The organism is Candidatus Abyssobacteria bacterium SURF_5 (assembly GCA_003598085.1).
Taxonomy (GTDB): domain Bacteria; phylum Abyssobacteria; class SURF-5; order SURF-5; family SURF-5; genus SURF-5.
This window is the reverse complement of the sequence record QZKU01000057.1, coordinates 17,104-37,058: the sequence shown is the minus strand read 5'-3', so window position 1 is coordinate 37,058 and position 19,955 is coordinate 17,104. Positions and strand designations below refer to the sequence as shown.

Annotated in this window: 14 protein-coding genes and 1 tRNA gene; 12 read left to right on the top strand and 3 right to left on the bottom strand. The window is 56.7% G+C overall.

Going from position 1 to position 19,955, the window contains the following annotated elements:
* The first annotated feature begins 541 nt into the window (after positions 1–541).
* The 10 genes from C4520_08260 to C4520_08215 all read left to right on the top strand — a co-directional run bounded on the left by C4520_08260 (position 542) and on the right by C4520_08215 (position 12,636).
* Positions 542–2,854, top strand: coding sequence for a hypothetical protein (locus tag C4520_08260; GenBank protein ID RJP22485.1), 2,313 nt, complete (start codon positions 542–544; stop codon positions 2,852–2,854).
* Between the two features lie 138 nt (positions 2,855–2,992).
* A complete protein-coding gene (locus tag C4520_08255) occupies positions 2,993–4,192 on the top strand; it encodes a DegT/DnrJ/EryC1/StrS family aminotransferase (protein RJP22484.1) in 1,200 nt (399 codons plus the stop codon).
* Positions 4,189–5,160 (top strand): GDP-mannose 4,6-dehydratase, encoded by a 972-nt coding sequence (gene gmd / locus C4520_08250; GenBank protein ID RJP22483.1) that lies wholly within the window; start codon positions 4,189–4,191, stop codon positions 5,158–5,160. Before C4520_08255 ends, gmd begins: the two co-directional genes overlap by 4 nt.
* A complete protein-coding gene (locus C4520_08245; GenBank protein RJP22482.1) occupies positions 5,157–5,801 on the top strand; it encodes an N-acetyltransferase in 645 nt (214 codons plus the stop codon). Before gmd ends, C4520_08245 begins: the two co-directional genes overlap by 4 nt.
* A gap of 12 nt (positions 5,802–5,813) precedes the next feature.
* Positions 5,814–6,836: a dTDP-glucose 4,6-dehydratase gene (rfbB, locus tag C4520_08240; protein ID RJP22481.1), complete on the top strand. Its 1,023-nt coding sequence runs from the start codon at positions 5,814–5,816 to the stop codon at positions 6,834–6,836.
* Positions 6,836–7,864 carry a gfo/Idh/MocA family oxidoreductase gene (locus C4520_08235; protein RJP22480.1) on the top strand — a complete coding sequence of 343 codons (1,029 nt, stop codon included), beginning with the start codon at positions 6,836–6,838 and terminating at the stop codon, positions 7,862–7,864. Before rfbB ends, C4520_08235 begins: the two co-directional genes overlap by 1 nt.
* A complete protein-coding gene (locus C4520_08230) occupies positions 7,865–9,028 on the top strand; it encodes a DegT/DnrJ/EryC1/StrS family aminotransferase (GenBank protein ID RJP22479.1) in 1,164 nt (387 codons plus the stop codon). It begins immediately after the preceding gene.
* A complete protein-coding gene (locus C4520_08225) occupies positions 8,997–10,370 on the top strand; it encodes a nucleotide sugar dehydrogenase (GenBank protein RJP22478.1) in 1,374 nt (457 codons plus the stop codon). The genes C4520_08230 and C4520_08225 overlap by 32 nt, the downstream gene beginning before the upstream one ends.
* A gap of 10 nt (positions 10,371–10,380) precedes the next feature.
* Positions 10,381–11,679, top strand: coding sequence for a UDP-glucose/GDP-mannose dehydrogenase family protein (locus C4520_08220; GenBank protein ID RJP22477.1), 1,299 nt, complete (start codon positions 10,381–10,383; stop codon positions 11,677–11,679).
* Positions 11,680–11,697: 18 nt separating this feature from the next.
* Positions 11,698–12,636, top strand: a complete 939-nt coding sequence (locus C4520_08215) for an NAD-dependent epimerase/dehydratase family protein (GenBank protein ID RJP22476.1) — start codon at positions 11,698–11,700, stop codon at positions 12,634–12,636.
* Here C4520_08215 and C4520_08210 read toward each other — a convergent pair.
* From C4520_08210 to C4520_08200, 3 genes are all read right to left on the bottom strand, one after another.
* Entirely contained in the window at positions 12,628–14,778 is a 2,151-nt protein-coding gene (locus C4520_08210) for a hypothetical protein (GenBank protein ID RJP22475.1), read from the bottom strand. The two genes, C4520_08215 and C4520_08210, sit on opposite strands and share 9 nt — an antisense overlap.
* On the bottom strand, positions 14,753–15,892 hold the full coding sequence (locus C4520_08205) for an exonuclease SbcCD subunit D (protein RJP22474.1): 1,140 nt from the start codon (positions 15,890–15,892) through the stop codon (positions 14,753–14,755). Before C4520_08205 ends, C4520_08210 begins: the two co-directional genes overlap by 26 nt.
* Before the next feature lie 175 nt (positions 15,893–16,067).
* Positions 16,068–16,144, bottom strand: a tRNA-Arg gene (locus tag C4520_08200).
* Between C4520_08200 and C4520_08195 the strand changes: the two genes are divergently transcribed.
* Complete coding sequence (locus tag C4520_08195; protein ID RJP22473.1) at positions 16,138–16,374, top strand: hypothetical protein; 237 nt, start codon at positions 16,138–16,140, stop codon at positions 16,372–16,374. The two genes, C4520_08200 and C4520_08195, sit on opposite strands and share 7 nt — an antisense overlap.
* Positions 16,371–19,652 (top strand): hypothetical protein, encoded by a 3,282-nt coding sequence (locus tag C4520_08190; protein ID RJP22472.1) that lies wholly within the window; start codon positions 16,371–16,373, stop codon positions 19,650–19,652. The genes C4520_08195 and C4520_08190 overlap by 4 nt, the downstream gene beginning before the upstream one ends.
* Positions 19,653–19,955: the final 303 nt, after the last annotated feature.

The window sequence follows — 19,955 nt, the reverse complement described above, 5'->3', positions numbered from 1 at the left end:
AGAGAGCCAGAGAAAATGTAGTGCCTAGAGCTTTTTCTGTCTCTGTAAGTTCTTGATACAAAATAGCTTAATTTTTCAAACTGTCGAAAATGAGTCTTACGGTTCATGATGATCACCTCATTCAAGTTTGTCGAGAAGTGTTGCAAAGAGCAAACATTTGAACATGCCGACAGACAGGTTCGTAAATGTCTTGCGCTCATGACGCTCTGGACTTCGTGGGGACACGAAGGAAGGGCATGATGCCGAACCCATTGCTTCTCACTTTCTGATTTGCCAACTGGTGCAGACCCTGGATTCCTGCCTCCGCAGGAATGACGACAGAGGGGGAGTGCGCGCCGGGTCTTCTTAAATTGTGCCGGAAGAGAGGCCGAATGAATTCGGCCCTACCGCTAAAACAAAGTTTTGCGCTATCTTCTATGAGACGTGAGCACGAATCTCTAACTCTGGTAAGGGAAATATATGCGCATGTATTATAATGAGGTTCAGCCGATTGCTTTCACGATCTGTTATCAATAGGATTTCCGACATCAGGAGCGACAGCATGACGAAACTGGTATACAAGGACCCGTTGAAGAGCGCCGACGAAAGGGCGCGCGATCTTCTTGCAAGAATGAACATCGATGAGAAGATTTCTCAATTGACCTCGGTCTGGCTTCAGCTCGACGCCGCAAGCGGCGAGTTTTCGCCGAACCAGTCGATGCTGTCTGTCGATTACGATCCGCAGGAGCAGATGCGGCACGGCATCGGGCAGATCACCCGCCCGCTGGGCACGCAGCCCATCGATCCAAAAGAGGGCGCAAAACTGGTGAACAGCCTCCAGAAGAAATTGATTGAGAACACCAGGCTTGGCATACCCGCGATCTGTCACGAAGAATGCCTCTCCGGACTCATGGCGCAAGGGGCGACCTCGTTCCCATCGCCCCTCAACTATGGCGCTACGTGGGACCTGCGCCTGCTCGAGCGGGTCGGAGATGTGATTCGGCGCCAAATGCGGGCGGTCGGCACTCACCAGGGTCTCGCGCCCGTATGCGACGTCGCGCGCGACGCGCGCTGGGGCCGCATCGAGGAGACGATCGGTGAGGATCCGTATCTTGTCGGCGTCATGGTCACTCATTATGTGATGGGCCTTCAAGGAAACGACATGAGAAACGGAGTAGCGGCGACATTGAAGCATTTCGCCGGCTACTCATTCAGCGAGGGCGGCCGCAACTTCGCGCCTGCGCACGTCGGCCGTCGCGAGTTCAGCGATGTTTTCCTTGCGCCGTTCGAGATGGCGGTCAAGGAGGGTGGCGCACTTTCGGTGATGAACGCGTATCAGGATTTTGACGGCGAAGCCCCGGCGGCATCTCGCTGGCTGCTGACCGAGGTTTTGCGCGAGAAGTGGGGATTTGACGGCGTCGTTGTGGCCGATTACGGCGCCATCAGCTTCCTCCATTTACTGCATCGGGTCGCCGAGAACGGTACGCAGGCGGCGGCGAAGGCGCTTTGGGCCGGTTTGGACGTCGAGCTTCCACAGCCCGCCGAATATCCGAAAGGGCTCAGAGATGCCCTTGCGCAGGGGCTGATAACAGAAGCGGATATCGACCTCGCGGTTTCGCGTGTTCTGAGATTGAAATTCCGGCTCGGCCTGTTCGAGCGGCCATACGTGGACCCGGATGCCGTTGAACTGAATACTGCCGAAGATGCGGCAGTGGCCAAAGAGGTGGCTGAGAAGTCGCTCATTCTCTTATCTAATAACGGAGTTCTGCCGTTATCGAAAACGGTGAAAAAACTGGCGGTGGTCGGGCCGAACGCGCACAATCGAATGGCGCTGTTCGGCAACTACAGCTTTGAAAATCATGTGGTCTCGACTCATTTCCCGGACGCGGCGGAAAAAGTGGTTTCCGCGCCGACGGTGCTCGAGGCCCTGCGCGAGCGACTGCCAAAAAGCGACATTTCGTATGCGCGCGGATGCGAGATCATGAGCGACGACCTTTCGGGAATCGATGAGGCGATGGCATTGGCAAGTGGCGCCGATGCAGTCATTGCCGTTGTCGGCGACAAAGCGGGTCATTTCCAGATGGGAACGGTGGGCGAGGGGACCGATGCGACCGATCTTTCCTTGCCGGGCGGACAGGCGAAGCTGCTGGATGCGCTTTTGTCAACAGGTATTCCCGTTGTCGTCGTTCTTCTCAATGGCCGGCCATTTGCTCTTTCGTCTATCGCCGAAAAAGCCGCAGCCATCATCGAGGCATGGTTCCCCGGCCAGGCCGGCGCACTCGCTATTGCGGATGCGCTCATCGGCGATTTGAATCCGGGCGGCAAGACCACGCTCACCTTCAGCCGGGGCGCCGGCACCCAGCCGACGTATTACAACCACAAATTTCTCGCGCACGGTATTCCGCGCGTGCCGGGCCTCGATCCCGTGTTCCCGTTCGGCCACGGCCTCAGCTACACAACGTTCGGATATTCGGATTTTTCTCTGTCGAGCGATGAGATTCCGGTCGATGGGGTCGTCGAGGTTTCCTGCAGGATCACGAATACCGGAGACCGCAGCGGCGATGAGGTAGTCCAGCTCTACGTGCAAGACCTGGCGGCAAGCGTCAGCCGTCCGGTCAAGGAACTTAAAGGATTCGCGCGCGTGTCGCTCGGACCTGCGGAATCCAAGATAATTACCTTCAAATTGCCGGCCGACCTGTTTTCCTTCATCGGAATCGACTACAAACGAGTGGTCGAACCCGGCCAAATGCGCATCATGCTCGGCTCATCGAGCGAAGACATCAGGCTTGAAGGTGATCTGACACTTGTTGGCTCGGTCCGCGAAATCTGCGAAAGGCGTGCGCTCATGAGCGAAATATCTGTCGGGGCAGCTTGAATTGACGGGTTGAATGAGACGAGATTGCAGCGACTTTCCATGGATGGAGTAAAACAGCCTTTTTCCCAGTCATAAGGTCAGAATTTTCAACAAGTTCATTTGACTTTTAGGAAGGTTGAATGCTAAAATTTTGACACGTTGGATTTTCTGTCTTTTTTCGGTTCTCACGAAGATTTGGTGAAAAAAACGTTGCCGAAACCAATCATTGCGTCCTCCTGTATTCCCCTCTGCAAGCCCTATATAACAGCAGAAGAAGAGAAGGCAGTCGCCGAAGTGCTTCGTTCGGGATGGCTGATGCAAGGGCCGAAAGTGGAAGAGTTCGAGCGACTTGTGGCAGAATATGCGGGCGTAAAACACGCGGTGTCCGTCAACTCCGGCACATCTGCTCTTACAATCGCGTACGCCGCTGCCGGTCTTCCCGCCGGCCGGGGCGCGATCATGCCATCGCATTCCTTTGTGGCTACCGCTAATACCGCAGTCCACAACGGCCTCACTCCCATCTTCGTCGACATCAAGAGAAATCAGTATAATATTGATCCTTCCAAAATTGAACCCGCAATAAGTAAAAACGCATGCGCGCTGGTTGTCGTTCATCAAATCGGGATACCGGCCGATATGACGCCGATCATGAAGGTCGCGAAAAAGCATAAGCTTGTCGTTCTCGAGGATGCCGCGTGCTCGATCGGAGCGACGTACGGCGGACGCCAGACCGGCGGCTTTGGCGAAATCGCCTGCCTCAGCTTTCACCCACGAAAGGTGATAACCACGGGCGAGGGCGGCATGCTGTTAACCAACTCGGACCAGGCGGCCCAGCTTGCCCGCAGCCTCAGAAACCATGGGTTGACGCAGGACGACTCATCCACTCCGATTCGCTGTAAATCAGCCGGTTACAACTACCGCATGACCGATGTTCAGGCCGCTATCGGCATTGTCCAATTCAAGAAACTGGATGAAATCATCAGGCTCAGGACTCGGCTGGCGGCGCGCTACCAGGAAGAAATTTCCCGGTTGCCGGCGCTGCGGTTGCCTGAGTGGCCGAAAGGGGCCGTCCCTAACTTTCAGAGTTTTGTGGTCGAGGCGTTGGATGAGAAAATCAGTCGCGACCTGCTTTTGCGGCATATGAATGAGCGGGGCATCGAAAGCAAGCCAGGGATTCAGCCGATCCATAATGAGCCGGCGTATGCCGGAAGCGTCCGGGATGCCGATCTGCCTGAGACCATGCGGGCGGCCGGGCGGTCTTTCTTTTTGCCGCTGTATCCGGGTATGACTGACGACGATCAGACTTTGGTGTTGCAGGTGTTGAAAGAGGCGACGGAGATAAACGGGAGGGCAAGATGAGGGCGCTGATAACGGGGATAACGGGACAGGACGGCTCTTACCTTGCCGATTTTCTGTTGGAAAAGGGGTACGAAGTCTATGGCATGGTGCGGCGCTCGAGCACGGAGAATTTCGAGCGCATCCACCACATCCGGGACAAGATAAACCTGGTGCAAGCGGACCTGATGGACCAGGTGTCGATGATCAAAATCATCGGTGAGATCCGTCCGGCCGAAGTATATAATCTGGCGGCCATGTCATTCGTGCCAACCTCCTGGGACCAGCCGGTTTTGACCGGCGAAACGACCGCGCTCGGTGTCACGCGCATGCTCGAGGCGATCAAGGTGGTCGACCGCAAAATCAAGTTTTACCAGGCCTCGAGCAGCGAGATGTTTGGCAAGGTCGTCGAAACTCCGCAAACCGAAACAACACCGTTTTATCCTCGAAGCCCTTACGGAGTTGCCAAAGTGTACGGCCACTGGATCACGGTGAACTACCGCGAGAGCTATAATCTTTTCGCGTGTTCCGGCATTCTGTTCAATCACGAATCGCCGCGGCGCGGGCTCGAGTTCGTCACGCGCAAGGTGACGCACGGCGCGGCCAGGATCAAGCTCGAACTGGCATCGGAATTGCTCCTCGGCAACCTCGATGCGCGCCGCGATTGGGGATACGCCAAAGACTACGTCGAGGCGATGTGGCTGATGTTGCAGCAGGATCATTCCGACAGCTACGTTGTGAGCTCGGGCGAGACCCATTCTGTGCGCGAGCTGGTCGAGACGGCGTTCGCCCATCTCGATATGGACTGGCAAAAACATGTGAAAATAGACCAGCGTTTCGTGCGCCCGGCCGAGGTCGACCTGCTCCTTGGAGATTCGGCAAAAGCTCACAGGGAGCTTGGATGGCGGCCAAAAACCACGTTTAACGAGCTGGTCAAGCTCATGGTTGACGCTGATATCAAATATTTGAAACGGCAAAACGGCCTGGCATGAAATCCGACAAGAAAAACTATTTTGTACACGAGACGGCAGTCGTCGACGCACCGGCCGACATCGGAGAAGGCACAAAAATCTGGCATTTTTCGCATGTGATGTCGGGCGCCAGGATCGGGAAAGGCTGCGTCATCGGGCAAAATGTCTTTGTGGGCGCGACGGCCGAGATCGGCAACAACGTGAAGATTCAGAATAACGTCTCGATCTACGAGGGCATCATTCTCGAAGACGACGTTTTTTGCGGGCCCTCGTGCGTGTTCACCAATGTGATCAGGCCGCGCTCGCGATATCCGAGAGTCGATCGCACGTTTGACGCCACCATCGTTCGCAAAGGGGTCACGATCGGCGCAAACGCGACCATCGTCTGCGGCGTTTATATCGGAGAATATTCGTTCATTGGGGCCGGCTCGGTCGTCACGAGCGACGTGCCGCCTTACGCGCTCGTCTACGGGAATCCGGCACGGCATCGCGGCTGGGTCTGCGAGTGCGGCGGCAAGCTCGCAGGATTGAACAAGGCGGCGAGGCGCTTCACCTGCGGCGAATGCGGCAGAAAATATCGAAAATCGGCAACAGGAATTGTTCCGAATGGAGGGGAACCCGGGGGCATGACCGTTCTTTGTCCCCCAATGTCTGAATCTTGAGGGAGATTTTTCATGAGACTGCTTGTTACCGGCGGCGCCGGCTTTATCGGGTCGAATTTCGTCCGCTATATGCTCGACAAACACGGCGATTACGAGATCATCAACCTTGACGCCCTCACGTACGCCGGCAATCTGGACAATCTGAGAGATATCGCGAAGCATCCTCGCTATAAGTTTGTGAAGGCGGACATCTCCGATGCAGCCGCCGTGGCCGCGCTCGCGCCCGAGGTCGATGCAATCGTCAATTTCGCCGCCGAAACGCATGTTGACCGCAGCATTCACGACCCCAGCGGGTTCATCCGGACCGATATCCTCGGCATATACGTGCTGCTCGAACAAGCGCGCCGCAACCCGATGCAGAAGATCGTGCTGGTGTCGACCGACGAGGTCTACGGCAGCATCGACGACGGCTCGTTTCACGAGATTGACCGGCTCAACCCGAGCAGTCCGTATTCGGCCAGCAAAGCGGGCGGCGAGCTTCTCGCGCTGGCATACCACAAAACGTTTGGTCTTCCCATTTGCATCACGCGCGGCTCGAACACATACGGGCCGTATCAATATCCCGAGAAAGTGATTCCGCTTTTCGTGACCAACGCGCTCGATGACCTCCCGCTGCCGCTGTATGGAGACGGAATGAACGTGCGCGACTGGTTGTATGTGTTTGATCACTGTCGCGCGATCGATCTGGTGCTCCATGAGGGGGTTCCCGGCGAGATTTATAATGTGGGCGGCGGCAACGAACGCACCAACCTCGAGATCACGCACATGATCCTCGCACTGCTCAAAAAGCCGAAATCGCTTATCAAACCCGTGGCCGACCGGCTCGCCCACGACCGGCGCTATTCGATTACCTGCGAAAAGATATTGGAGCTCGGCTGGCGGCCTCAGCAGCCGTTCGAAGAGGGCATGCGCGAGACGGTCGCATGGTACGCCGAGAACGAGTGGTGGTGGCGCAAACTGAAATCGGGCGAATACCTCGAGTACTACAGGAAACAGTATTCCGGCGGTCTGGGCTCGATGAGAGGATTGACCTGATGCTGAAGATCGGGCTGGTGGGCGCAGGCGACTGGGGCAAGAACCTCATTCGCATTTTTCATCAACTTCGCGATGCCCGGCTGGCATGTTGTTGCGATCTTGATTTGAAGCGGCGGGAGACGGTGACGGGAAGCTACCCCGGTGTCAAAGTTACCGCCCGTTTTGAAGACATCCTCGAGGATGCCTCCGTCGGGGCTGTCGTCATCTGCTCTTCCGCTGTCACGCATTATCCCCTGACGATGGCGGCATTGAAGGCGGGCAAGCATGTCTACGTTGAGAAACCGCTTGCACTGGGTTCGGCGCAGGCGGAGGAAATGAAGGCGCTTGCAGAGCGGATGGGGCTGAAGCTGATGGTCGGGCACTTGCTTTTATATCATCCCGCTGTCAAAATTCTCAAGGAACTGGTCGAGAGCGGCGATCTTGGCCAGGTTTTCTATATCTACTCCCAGCGCGTGAATCTCGGCAAGATCAGGCATGATGAAAACGCGTTGTGGAGCTTCGCGCCTCACGACATCTCCGTCATTCTTCACTTGCTCGGGCAGGAACCGGTTTCGGTGAGCGCCCGCGGAGAATCATACCTCCAGCAGGGAATCGAGGATGTCGTCTTCGTTAACATGAAATTTGCCGATCACAAGATGGCGCAGCTCCAGGTGAGCTGGCTCGACCCGCATAAGGTGCGCAAGATAACCATAGTCGGCAGCAAAAAGATGGTCGTTTTCGACGATGTGGAGAGCACGGAGAAGCTGAAAATTTTTGATAAGGGCGTCAGCGGCGTCAGCTACGAGAGCTACGGCGACTCGATCACGCTGCGCTTCGGGGACATCAGCATCCCTTACATAACGATGACCGAGCCGCTGCGCGTCGAATGCCAGCATTTTGTCGACTGCGTGCTGAAGGACCGCCGCCCATTGACGGACGGCGAAGACGGCGTGCGGGTGGTGCGCGTGCTCGAGGCGGCCCAGCATTCCATGGAGAACGACGGCAAGCCGATTTCCCTCGAAATGTCTCCCCCGGTCGGAGAAAGATAAATGAAAGTTCCAGTCCTCGATTTGCGGCCGCAGATACAGGCCCATCATGATGAGATAATGGAAGCGATTGACGCGGTCATCGAGAGCGGGCATTTTGTGCTCGGGCCGCAGGTGACCGAACTCGAACAGGCGATTTGCCGGTATACCGGCGCCAAACATGCCATCGGGGTCGCCTCCGGCAGCGATGCCCTGCTGGTCGCGCTCATGGCCCTCGGGATCGGCCCGAATGACGCTGTCATAACGACTCCCTACACGTTCTTCGCCACGGTCGGCGCAATCAGCCGGCTCGGCGCGCGGACCGTCTTCATGGATATCAGGCCGGATACGTTTAACATAAATATTGAGCGTGCGGCGGATTATTTGCGAAATCGCTGCGCGAGGGACGACTCGACCGGTCTGCCGCGCGACAGGGAAACTGGAAAAATCGTGCGGGTAATATTGCCGGTGCATCTGTTCGGCCAATGCGCCGACATGGAGGCGCTGATGCCGCTGGCTCGCGAGCATTCATTGGCTGTCGTCGAGGATGCCGCCCAGGCGCTGGGCGCCCGCTGTAATGGCCGCAGCGCCGGCGCCATCGGCGACATCGGCTGCCTGAGCTTCTACCCGACGAAGAATTTGGGCGGCTTCGGCGACGGCGGCATGATAACGGCTTCGGACGACCGCCTTGCCGAGTTGTGCCGGATCATCCGCGCGCACGGCAGCAAACCCAAGTACTATCACGCGATGGTGGGCGTCAACAGCCGGCTCGATACGATCCAGGCGGCGGTGTTGCTCGTTGGGCTTCGCCATCTGGATGAGTGGGCCGATATGCGCCGCGCACAGGCGCAGGCATATTTCCAATCGCTCGGGCAGGCGAACGGCATCAAGCTTCCCGAAGCTTTGCCCGGCCAGCACCACGTCTTTAACCAGTTTGTTATCAGGACTCGCTCGCGCGACAGTCTCCGAAAATATCTGGCCGAGAAGGGAATTTCGACGGAGATCTATTATCCGCTGCCGCTCCACCTGCAGCAATGTTTCAAAGACCTGGGCTATCGGAAAGGCGACTTTCCCGAGGCGGAAAAAGCAGCAAACGAGTCGCTCGCAATACCCATATTCCCCTATTTGACGGACGAGCAGAGGACGGTGGTAGTGGATGCAATCAGGCAATTCCAGCAGCAGGAATAACCGCAAAAAAAAGGCTTCAACGGCGGCCTCGCGCAAACTTGGGGCGCAGATAGAAAGCAAGCAGGCTCTCATCGGCGTGATCGGAATGGGATACGTCGGACTACCACTCGCGCTCGAATTCTGCAGGAGCGGCTTCCGTGTGATGGGATTCGACATAGACCAGACGAAGGTGGATGCCCTCAACGCGGGCAAAAGCTACATCGGCCACATTCCTTCGGCTAACGTAAAATCATTTTCGCGCGCCGGCCTTTTTTCAGCCACATCAGATTTTTCGCGGCTGGCCGAGCCTGATTGCATCAGCATCTGCGTGCCCACCCCGCTCAATCAGCAGAAAGAGCCCGACCTGAAATATGTGGCGGCTACTTCCGAAGCCATCTCTGAGCGGCTGCGGCCGGGCCAACTGGTGGTGCTTGAGAGCACCACGTACCCGGGAACCACTGAAGAGTTGATGCTGCCGATCTTGAGCAGGAGCAAACTCGCTGCCGGGCGCGACTTTTTTCTTGCGTATTCGCCCGAGCGCGAGGACCCGGGCAACCGCATGTTTCCCATAGAGAAAATCCCGAAGGTGGTCGGCGGGATCAGCCCCAAGTGCAGCGAATTGGCCGGAAAACTGTATGCGAAGATATTCGAGAGGGTAGTGCCGGTCTCCTCGACCGGCGCGGCGGAAATGACGAAGCTGCTCGAGAACATCTTTCGCTGTGTGAACATCGCCCTGGTGAACGAGATGAAAATGCTCGCCGAGCGAATGGGGATCGATATCTGGGAAGTGATTGAAGCGGCCTCCTCAAAACCGTTTGGATTCATGCCGTTTTATCCGGGGCCCGGACTGGGAGGGCATTGTATTCCGATTGACCCATTCTACCTTTCCTGGAAGGCGCGCGAGTACGATTTCAACACGAGATTCATCGAACTTGCCGGCGAAGTGAACACGTTTGTGCCGTATCACGTGGTTCAGCGAATCGGAGAGGCGCTCAATCTGAAGGGGAAAAGCATTCGGGGGGCGCGCATTCTGGTGCTGGGAGTGGCCTACAAGCCCGATGTCGACGATATGCGCGAATCGCCGGCGATCAAGATAATAGAACTACTGCTGAAGCAGGGGGCGGACGTCCGCTACAACGATCCGCACATCCCTCGCTTTCCCCGGCTGAGGAAGTACGATCTGGACATGGTCTCGGTGAAGCTGACACCGCGGCTCATGAAGTCGATGGATTGCGTGGCGATTATCACAAACCACTCGAGCTATGATTACAATTATATCGTCAAGCACGCACCCATGGTCATAGATACCCGCAACGCGACCAAAGCAGTGACAAATAGCAAGAGCAAGATCATAAAGGCGTAAAGGAGAAGCGATGAATATCGGTGTGGTCGGCGCCGGATACGTTGGACTGGTGACTGGAACCTGTCTTGCCGAAATGGGCAATGACGTGACCCTCGTGGATATCGACGTGAAAAAAGTCGAGACGCTCAAACGCGGGCGAACCCCCATTTATGAGCCGGGCCTCGAGGAGCTCATAAAGAGAAATCTGCATGAGAACCGGTTAAAGTTCACAGCGGACACTGCCGAGGCTGTCCGTAAATCCGACATCATTTTCATCGCCGTCGGTACGCCGCAATGTCATGACGGCGCGTGCGATCTCTCGCATGTTTTCAGCGTAGCCGAGGCCGTTGCGGACGCAATGGACGGACACAAGATCATCGTTATCAAGAGCACGGTGCCCGTGGGAACCGCCGATCGAGTGCGGCACTTGCTTTCCTCAAAAACCTCTGCGGATTTCGACGTGGTATCGAATCCGGAATTTCTGAAGGAAGGCGCGGCAATAGACGATTTCATGCGGCCCGACCGCGTGGTGATCGGCACGGACCGCCCGGAAGTCGCCCAGATCATGCGCGAGCTGTATCGGCCGTTTGTGCGCACGGGCAGGCCGATCATCGTCATGGATAACCGCAGCGCCGAGCTCACGAAATACGCAGCCAATGCGATGCTGGCTACCCGGATCTCGTTCATAAACGAGATCGCGAATTTCTGCGAGTTGATCGGCGCCAACGTCAACAGCGTCCGTGAAGGGATCGGGTTCGACGAGCGGATCGGATTTACGTTCCTCTTTCCGGGCGTCGGCTACGGCGGCTCGTGTTTCCCGAAGGATGTGAAGGCGCTGGCCTCGACCGCGCGCGAATTCGGGTATCAGATGAAAGTGCTCGAGGCCGTCGACGAGGTGAATACGAAACAAAAATGCATCCTGGTTCCGAAAATCCGCCGCCACTTCGACGACGATCTCAAAGAAAAAATCATTGCCCTCTGGGGGCTTTCCTTCAAGCCGAGGACCGACGACATGCGCGAGGCGCCGTCAATCAGCATTGTCACCGAGCTCCTCACAGACGGCGCCGTCATTCAGGTGCATGACCCGGTCGCGATGAAAGAGGCCAAAAAACTGTTCGGGAACAAAGTTAAGTACTGCGAGCGTCCGTATGACGCGCTCGCGGGGGCGCATGCACTCGTGCTGGTGACCGAATGGACCGAATTCCGCAATCCCGATTTCGAGCGGATGAAACGCCTCATGGCGGGCAACGTCATTTTTGACGGTCGCAACATCTACCAGCCCCAGACGATGCGGGAAAAGGGATTCGTTTACTATGGCATCGGGCAGTAGAACGCACGGGCTCCAGCAATGCGCATAATCGTAACGGGCGCCGCCGGGTTCATCGGCTCCTCCCTTTCCGAAGCGCTGCTCGCCCGCGATCACGACGTTATTGGTATCGACTGCCTCACCGATTACTATTCGCCCGCCGTCAAGCGGGGCAATCTCAATGCCGCTCTGCAAAGCAGCCGGTTCACCTTCTTAGAAGAAAACCTTCTCGACATCGATCTTCCGAAAGTACTCGATGGGTGCGATGTGGTTTTTCATGAGGCGGCGCAGGCGGGAGTTCGCGAGAGCTGGGGGACCACCTTCCAACTCTATTCCGACTATAATGTCCTCGCCACACAGCGCCTGCTCGAGGCCGCGAAAGCGGTTCCAATAAAGAAATTCATCTTTGCGTCCTCTTCTTCGGTATACGGAAACGCTGAGAGAATACCGGTATGCGAAAGCGATCCGCTTCGTCCTCTTTCGCCCTACGGCGTCACCAAACTGGCCGGCGAACACTTGTGCCATCTCTACTTCGTTAACTATGGAGTGCCCGCGCTTTCTCTGCGATATTTCACCGTCTTCGGGCCGAGGCAGCGCCCGGATATGGCCTTTCACAAGTTTATCAGTGCGCTTCTGCGCGACGAGCCGCTCCCGCTATTCGGTACAGGTCAGCAAACACGCGATTTCACGTATATTGATGACGCCGTGAGTGCTAACTTGTGCGCAATCGAGAAAGGCAAACCGGGCGCCGTCTATAATATCGGCGGCGGAGCGAGAATCTCTTTGAATGAGGCCATCGAACTGCTCGAGGAGATTTCGGGGAGAAAGGCGAGAAGAAAACAGGTCGGCTCCCAGAAGGGGGATGTGCTCCATACGTGGGCGGATACATTCCTCGCACGGAAAGAGCTTGGATTTCAGCCGCGATTCAATGTGGTGGAAGGACTCGAGAGGGAGTTCGAGTGGCTGAACAAATCACTGTGAATCGACGTTGTTCTCGAGCACCAGTGACGGCGGCCGCCAGGCACAATACCGTTTGTCGTGCGTCAGCAGAATGATCTGGTGCAGTGACGACAATTTTTCCAGCATCTTTTGCACCGCATCCAGCCGCTTCTCATCGAAGTTGACGAAAGGATCGTCCAGGATAATCGGCAGGCGAATGTTGCCGCACATCTCGTCGATGGCCGACAACCTGAGGGTGAATCCAAGCTGATCCTGGGCGCCCTGGCTCAACTGCTCCGGCACAAGACGCTGCTCCTCCCGCTCCAGGTACAAGGGCTTTAGACCCTCATCAAGGCATACCTGACATTCTTTTCCGGTAATCGTTGTCAGATACTCCGCAGCCTTCTCCTGGATTCTGGCAAGGTGCGAGGATCGAAATTCGGAGATTACCTCCTCGAGAACCTCAACCGCCTGCAAATATGCCGAGCGATGCAGTTTCAGGCGGGCCAACCTGGCCTCGCTCTCCACTATTTCCTCCTCGAGCGCTTCCTCTGACATCGCCTCGCGCGTTTCGAGTGCGGCAAGCTGATATCGAGCATCGTCGCGCTCGCGCATCAGATCCTGAAGCGAGACCTCGGCCTTTTTTCTTTCGGTCCTCGCTTTGTCCAAAAATGAGCCGATCCCGGCATCCCGCTCGATGTCGGCCAGGCGCGGGTACTCTTCTTGAAGTCTCTTGATCTCGTGGTTCAACGTGATCAAGTCGTTGCTTAGCCTGTCATATTCGGCCTCGACATCTTCATTCGGTGGATGCTGCTTGAGAGCCTCCTCCCTCTTTTCTCTTTCGGAAACCAGCCGTCTCAGCGAGCGTAGCCGGTCAAGGATTTCACCGATATCACCTGTCGGTAGAGCGGGGTAAAGTTTTCTTTGCTCTTCCTGCTGCTGCATCAGGCGGCGAAGCTGGTCGTCGATCTCATTGAGCTTCACCTGATGCGCCGACCGCTTCAGGTACAGAGTGACGGCGGCAAACAGAAACGGAACAGTTGCCGCTGCGAGGCCGAAGACGACAGCGACGACGGCGGCGCGCCCTTCAAAAAACAGGATACCGAATGCGGCAAGCAGGCACCCGGCCGCGACGGTCGCCGGCGCAAATCGCGCAGGTCTAAAAGCCGGTCGAATCTGAATGCACTGCCGCCGCCGTTGCTGCAGCTCGACGATGCTGCGGTCAAGCAGGGAGAGATCGAACAAATCCTTTTCAGCGGTCTCCGGCAGGTCCAGGTATTCAGCATAGCCTGCACGTATTTCGGAATCGAGTTTCTCTTTTTGGCCCTGCAGCCGCTCGATTTCATCTTTCGTTTTTCGGCAGCGCCTGAGGTTTTCTTCCGTATGCGTCTTCCGCTCGAGCGCCGCCCGGAACGCCTCGAGGTTCTTTTCCCACGTGGTCTTCTCGGTGATCGTTTGCTCGACCTGCTTCAGCTTTTGCTCGAGGGAGTACAGGCGTCCGCGCAATTCTCGGAGCGAGGTCGATGCCGAGTGAGATTCCTCCAGGAGGATCCTCTTGCTGCGAATTTCCTGGTCCAGTAACTCGATCTGCCGGGGCTTCCGAGATGCCGATCTTCCCCAGGGAACGGAAATCGTGAGGTCTTCACACGATTCCCTGAGGTTCTTCAGGACCACCGCATAGTCGGCTGAGGAACTGCCGCTGACGATGCGTCTGACCACCGTGTCCATTTTCGCCGGCAGCTTTCCCTGCTCGACGAATATCGAACTGTAAAAAAGGTCGCGGCTTTCGATGCCGAAGACCATGTTCAGTATTCTGTTGTAGCGTTCCTTCTCGTCGCTTCTTCCCGCCTGCCGCGCGACGCCGTCGAAGAGAACGTTCCCGTTATTCTCAAGCAACTCGACCTTGGTGCGGTTTGTGCCGAAGTCTCTGGAGAATCGATAGCATTTTCCCTGTGATACGACCTCAAGGCTTCCCGAGCGGGGGCCGACTCCCAAAACCGGCGCAAAAAGCGCCTTTTCGCTCTCGGTTCCGAACCCGAACAAGATGGCGCCGATCGCCGAGACGATAGTCGATTTGCCGCTCTCGTTGTCGCCGACCACAAGCGCGATTCCGTCCGGGAAATCGCATTCGAAACGTCCGCCAAACAGGCCGAACCCATCAATCGAGAGCGCGCTGATTCTCATAATGCACCTGCTGGAATTGTTGGAGCGTCAATCGCAAAGCGAGTTCGAGCGCCGGCTTTTCTTCAACGTTCGCAATCTCTATCTTTTTCAGCATTTTCCTCGCAAAGATGCCCCGCACCGTCCGGTCATGCGCGATCGACCGCATCACGGCGCTGTCGTAGATGCTGGTGTTATCGGTGATCTGCAGGTGGAAAAATCCGCCCGCCAGGCGGGCTTCGAGCTCCTTCGGGGACGGAAGAAAATCAATTGATCCCGTGAGCGATACGCTCGCAATGCTCTCACCGTCGAAGAAGCGGGCAATTGCACGCTCCAACGACTCGCCGCAGTCGAGGCCGGACTGGGAAAGGTCGATCTCGATCTCCTTCAACGCCCTCCGGTTATGTTTCAGCTTCTCGACCGAAACCCCGTTTTCGTCGAGAGCGACGATGACCAAAAAACGGTCTCCGCTCTCGCCGAAGGTGAGCCCTTCGAGCGTGCCGGGGTAGAGGGCGGTCGTTTTGCCGCGTTTGAATTGCTTGAAGTTATGGTGGTGGCCGAGCGCGACGTAATCGAAGGACGAGTTCCCGATATCCGCAGGGGTAACGGAAAAATCGCGCGGGCTCGATTCCCATCGGTCGTTCTCGGCAACCGTTCCATGGACGAGGGCGACGTGCATGCCGTCGGCCGGTGTACGGCAAAAAAGAGATGAGGGAGAAACCGGCGAATCGCTTCCGGAAAATCCGTAGAAATATATCGTGTGGCCGTTGATTTGTTTTTGAACCGGTTTTCCAGTCTCCATGAGGACATCGACCCCCGGAAACCGCTCCCGATGATAGATGCAGCGGGCGTATCGATGGCTGTCATGCGTTCCCGGTATCAAGAGGACCGGGATATTCTCGCGGCTCAGTTTCGCGAACGCGTTCTTTACGCGCGCCACCAGGTCGAGCGGTGGATTGAAGCGGTCGAACAGGTCGCCGGAAATGAGGATGGCGTCGACTTTTTTCGCGGCGGCGGCGGAAAGCGCGCGAACGAGCGCCGATTCCAGTTCGCGCGCTCTTTCTTCGGCTTTATCGCCCAGATATGACAGCGGTGCGCCCAGGTGGAGGTCTGCGAGGTGCATCAGGCGAATGCTCATGAGAGGCCTCGACAGGTTTCAGAGTGGTATTTCGCGGTGGAGTGGTGTGTTTGACCGGCAAGAATGCATGAGGAAAATGAAAAACAGTTCAATTGCTGCGCCATCTCTTGCCGTTATAGCCCTCCGCCTGGCTGTAAGGAATGGCGGGGGACTTTCACATCTGCGCTTGCCGGTTTGGCGCGCCATGAGGGATTTGAACCCCCGACACCAGGCTCCGGAGGCCTGTGCTCTATCCAGCTGAGCTAATGGCGCAATCTGTCCTTATTTTACAGCAGACTCCGCCGCCTGTCAATGCGCTGAGGATGCGAAAAATGCAGGTAGTTCGGATCGGAGCGCTGATACCTGCCGTCTACCAAACTGCACGGATTTTGGCGCCTCCGTTCTTCGTTGAATTTTGGGCATGCTTCAACTATAATACCCGCAATGCCGCTGCTTCCGCGGCAAATGCGGCATCGGGACCCTCCACAGGAGCATTTCAATGACGCAGACCTACAAACCCCTTGGGGACGTCCTCGTCCAGAAAAATATTCTCTCAGAGCAGGAACTCGAAGAAGTGCTCCAGAAGGCAAGAGGGCGCAACCTTTCGCTTGAGGAGACACTGTTCAGACTCGGATACGTTTCACGCGACAACCTCGGCGCGATTTATGCCGAAATGTACGGCGGCGCCTTTCTTCCGGCGGTTCCGCGGCAGATACCGGAAGCCGTCATAAGCGCGCTTCCGTCCGAGGCGGCGCTGGAACTGCAAGTGCTGCCGTATCAACTCGCCGAAGAAACCCTCGATGTTCTCACGGCCGCTCCCTTCGAACGCCACACCTATGAGGAACTGCTCGCCCGCCTCGAAGAGATGACGGGCAGGAAGGTGCATATCGATTTCTGCGGCGATGCCAATCTAAAGGAAATGCTGCTGAAATATTACACCTCGTCCCCCACGCCCGGTTTCGGGCGCGGCAGCTTTTCTTCGATCATCAAATCGCTGAAATCGGAGATGTCGGAAACGGGGCTCCGGACGGAATTCGAGGAATTATACGATATCGGGCAGACCGCTCTCATCGGGGCTCGTTCGCACCCGTTCCATCGCGCGGTCGCTGTCCCGGTTGAGGAAGCCAAGAAGAAACTGGGCGACGCCCGCAAGTTCATGGATTCCGGTTTCGACGAAGAAGCCGTTCAGATGGCGTCACAGGCGGTCCAGCTTCTGAAACAGGCGACAGAGAAGGCCGACAGCGTCGAAAAAGAGTGGGATAAACTGGTGCAACAGGTGAAGTCGTTGCGGGCAAAGGTAAATGCGCTCGAGGAAGAAGGCGCCCCCGAATACGCTCCGCTCGAATTCGGCGAGCTTCGTGAAATCCGGGAGGAATTGATCCCCTGCCTCAACGACCGCAACGTGGACCGTCTCCGATACCTTCTCGATCAGGGCGCCATCATCACCGAGCGCGTCAGTCTGCTCTCGCCCCAGCGCAGCAAAGGCCGGGAGGAAGTGATGGCTTCGCTCGCGCAGGTGCGGCAGGTAATCATGCGCGCGCGCAAGGCCGGCGCGAAAGAACATGCGCCCGAGGCGCTCAAGGAGGCTTACAATTTTCTTGACCGGGCCGAAACCAGCGCCCGCCGCACTCGATGGGATGAAGTACGCGATTTCCTCTCGTCAGCCGAAAGCAAGGCGATCGAAGCCGAAGCAAGTGCGCTTCGGGTGACCGAAGAGGCAAAGCAGTTGACGATCAGGCTGCGCGAATCCATCCGCGCGGCCTCAGCCGTCCTCGACGAGGCCATGACGCGCTCTTTCGCACAGGAGGCAATGGGGGAGCTGCTTCAGGCCAAGGATGCGATTGCCGAGGCCAAAACCTGTTTTGAAGATGGCCGGCAGGAAAAGGGCATTTCACTGGCCGAGGAAACCGCGCGTTTGCTTCGAGAGGAAATCATTCCGGCAATCGCCGAATCCGAGCGCCGATGGAACGACCTTTTTCTTCGGGCGGACGAGTCTTCCGCAAAGATACGCGCACTCAATCTCCCACTGATGCTGAAGGTGAATCCTGGCAAGGTTGAGCCGCTGCTCCATGCCGAGCGCAACATGATCGCCTCGCTGTGCAGCCGCGACCGCGATGCCCTTTCGGCCGCGATCTCTGAATGTGAGCGCCTGATCGCGGACGTTGAAAAATCATATGTCGAGGCGACCGACCAACTGAAAGATATCGAGGCGATCGTTTCCACTGCGGCCAGTCTGCTCACTTCGGCCGCGGCCTCGGGGATTGACGCCGATGTCGCTCCGGCTTTCGTGCAGGCCGGCATGCTCATCGAACACGCCAGGAAATATTTGCTCGAAGGCAATGCACAGGAAGCCGAAAAATGCGCTGACGAGGCCATCGAGCGCCTTCGCATGAATGTCATTGAGCCGCAGAGCCGCGTGCGCGAAGAATGGTCGAATCTTGTGCTGGAAGCGGCTGCGCTTCTCGAAAAGGCTGCAGCGCTCGTTTCTCTGGAAACCTGCTATCGCTGCCCCGATCGCGTCGAGGCGCTTTATTCGAAACTGACTGAACTCATTTCCGGCCTTGCCTCGCGTGAACCGGAGAGCTTGCAGGTGCGGGAGGATTCGCTCCGGGAATTGCTGGATGACATACAAGCCAGCGTCTCCTTGGAACAGGAAGAATTGCATCGTGAGATCACGGCAGAGCTGAGTGAGATCGAGCAGGCGGTCAAGCGGGCCGTGGAAAAATGCTCCGGCTACTATGCGCCGGACGCGCTCGAAAGCGTGTATCTCGACATCAAGCGCTTATGGGGCGAGCTTTCCGGCGGGCCCGACGCGCTGCGCGCCGGGGCGGAGATCGAACTGCGGAAAGATCTCGCTGTCGCCCGCGCAAAATTGTGGCAGGTCGAATTCCTGCGCGAGCGGTTCGAGAAGGAGCGCGAAGAAGACCTGCGCCAGCTCCGCCTGAAAATGCAAGCAGCCCGCAGCGAAGTCGAAGCCTGCGCCAAGCTTGATTTCGTTATGGAAGGCTCGCTCCTTCTCGATGAGGCTCGCTCATTTTTGGATCAGGCGGATAATTCCATAATCGAGGGGGATATGGACGGCAGTTTCGATCTGGTCCGGCAAACCATGGCCATAATCGCGCGGCTACGTGAGGAATCCGAGGAGAACAAACAGCGCTGGAAACAACTTACCGCTTCGCTACACGCCGGCGATGCTCTCCATAAGGCTGTCCTTTCCGATCCCGCATCTTCGCAGTTCGCGCCCGATGAATTCCAGAATCTGTCGGAACTTGCAGAAGAAACGACAGAAATCATCGAGCGGAAAAACCTCCGGCTTCTTGCAAACCACATCGAGCTTCTTCATTCAATGGCCTCAGCGGTGCAGGAACGCGTAAAGCAGAAACGCTTCGAACTGCGCGAGCGGGCCCAGCACGAAATTCAAAAAGCGCAGGATCAGATTGCGCTGGCGCAAGTGCTTCATTCCGGCAGAGTTTGCCCGGACGTCCTGACTGCCGCTCGCTCGTTCGACGAGATCGCCTGCACATATTTGAGCGAACATGATTATGATCGCGCCATCGAAGCCGCCGCCGATGCCTTCGTAAAGGCTTCCGATGCCGTTATGCTCGGCAAAGCCGGCATGGAACGTGCCGGAAATCTCGCGGCCGATTACATGAAGATAGCTCAGAATCACCTCCTCCAGGGGAACAATAAGGCTGCCGAGGAAGCACTTCGAAAGGGTCTCTCAATGGCCCTGAGCGCGCGGGTCAAGGACGAGGAAGAGGGCCAATCCGCAAATGACTGAACAGGGTCTCCCCTTCAAAGAACCTGATGGTTAAATTCGATCGGCGCCCTTTGTCATATGGGCAGCCTCCTTTAAATAGTGTCCGCACCGTAGCTGTTTCAATCTGAAAATCAATCAGTCTTTAATTCATGTTAAATTTCCATCCCGCGCCAGGTTCATCCTGAAGGCGTTTCATTGTCGAACGAAATTCATCAAATACCGCCGGCAGGATTCTGCTGCTTCAAATTACAGCATGCCAAAGGGGCAAAGACTTAATCTTTGCCTCCTTTTTTCGTAATCCCGTCCTCGTTTGTAACTAATTGG

Excerpts from the sequence above, each read along its gene's own strand:
- C4520_08260 (RJP22485.1), top strand. The coding sequence starts at position 542 with ATGACGAAACTGGTATACAAGGACCCGTTGAAGAGCGCCGACGAAAGG.
- gmd (RJP22483.1), top strand. The coding sequence starts at position 4,189 with ATGAGGGCGCTGATAACGGGGATAACGGGACAGGACGGCTCTTACCTT.
- C4520_08245 (RJP22482.1), top strand. The coding sequence starts at position 5,157 with ATGAAATCCGACAAGAAAAACTATTTTGTACACGAGACGGCAGTCGTC.
- rfbB (RJP22481.1), top strand. The coding sequence starts at position 5,814 with ATGAGACTGCTTGTTACCGGCGGCGCCGGCTTTATCGGGTCGAATTTC.
- C4520_08235 (RJP22480.1), top strand. The coding sequence starts at position 6,836 with ATGCTGAAGATCGGGCTGGTGGGCGCAGGCGACTGGGGCAAGAACCTC.
- C4520_08230 (RJP22479.1), top strand. The coding sequence starts at position 7,865 with ATGAAAGTTCCAGTCCTCGATTTGCGGCCGCAGATACAGGCCCATCAT.
- C4520_08225 (RJP22478.1), top strand. The coding sequence starts at position 8,997 with ATGCAATCAGGCAATTCCAGCAGCAGGAATAACCGCAAAAAAAAGGCT.
- C4520_08220 (RJP22477.1), top strand. The coding sequence starts at position 10,381 with ATGAATATCGGTGTGGTCGGCGCCGGATACGTTGGACTGGTGACTGGA.
- C4520_08215 (RJP22476.1), top strand. The coding sequence starts at position 11,698 with ATGCGCATAATCGTAACGGGCGCCGCCGGGTTCATCGGCTCCTCCCTT.
- C4520_08210 (RJP22475.1), bottom strand. The coding sequence starts at position 14,778 with ATGAGAATCAGCGCGCTCTCGATTGATGGGTTCGGCCTGTTTGGCGGA.
- C4520_08205 (RJP22474.1), bottom strand. The coding sequence starts at position 15,892 with ATGAGCATTCGCCTGATGCACCTCGCAGACCTCCACCTGGGCGCACCG.
- C4520_08195 (RJP22473.1), top strand. The coding sequence starts at position 16,138 with ATGGCGCAATCTGTCCTTATTTTACAGCAGACTCCGCCGCCTGTCAAT.
- C4520_08190 (RJP22472.1), top strand. The coding sequence starts at position 16,371 with ATGACGCAGACCTACAAACCCCTTGGGGACGTCCTCGTCCAGAAAAAT.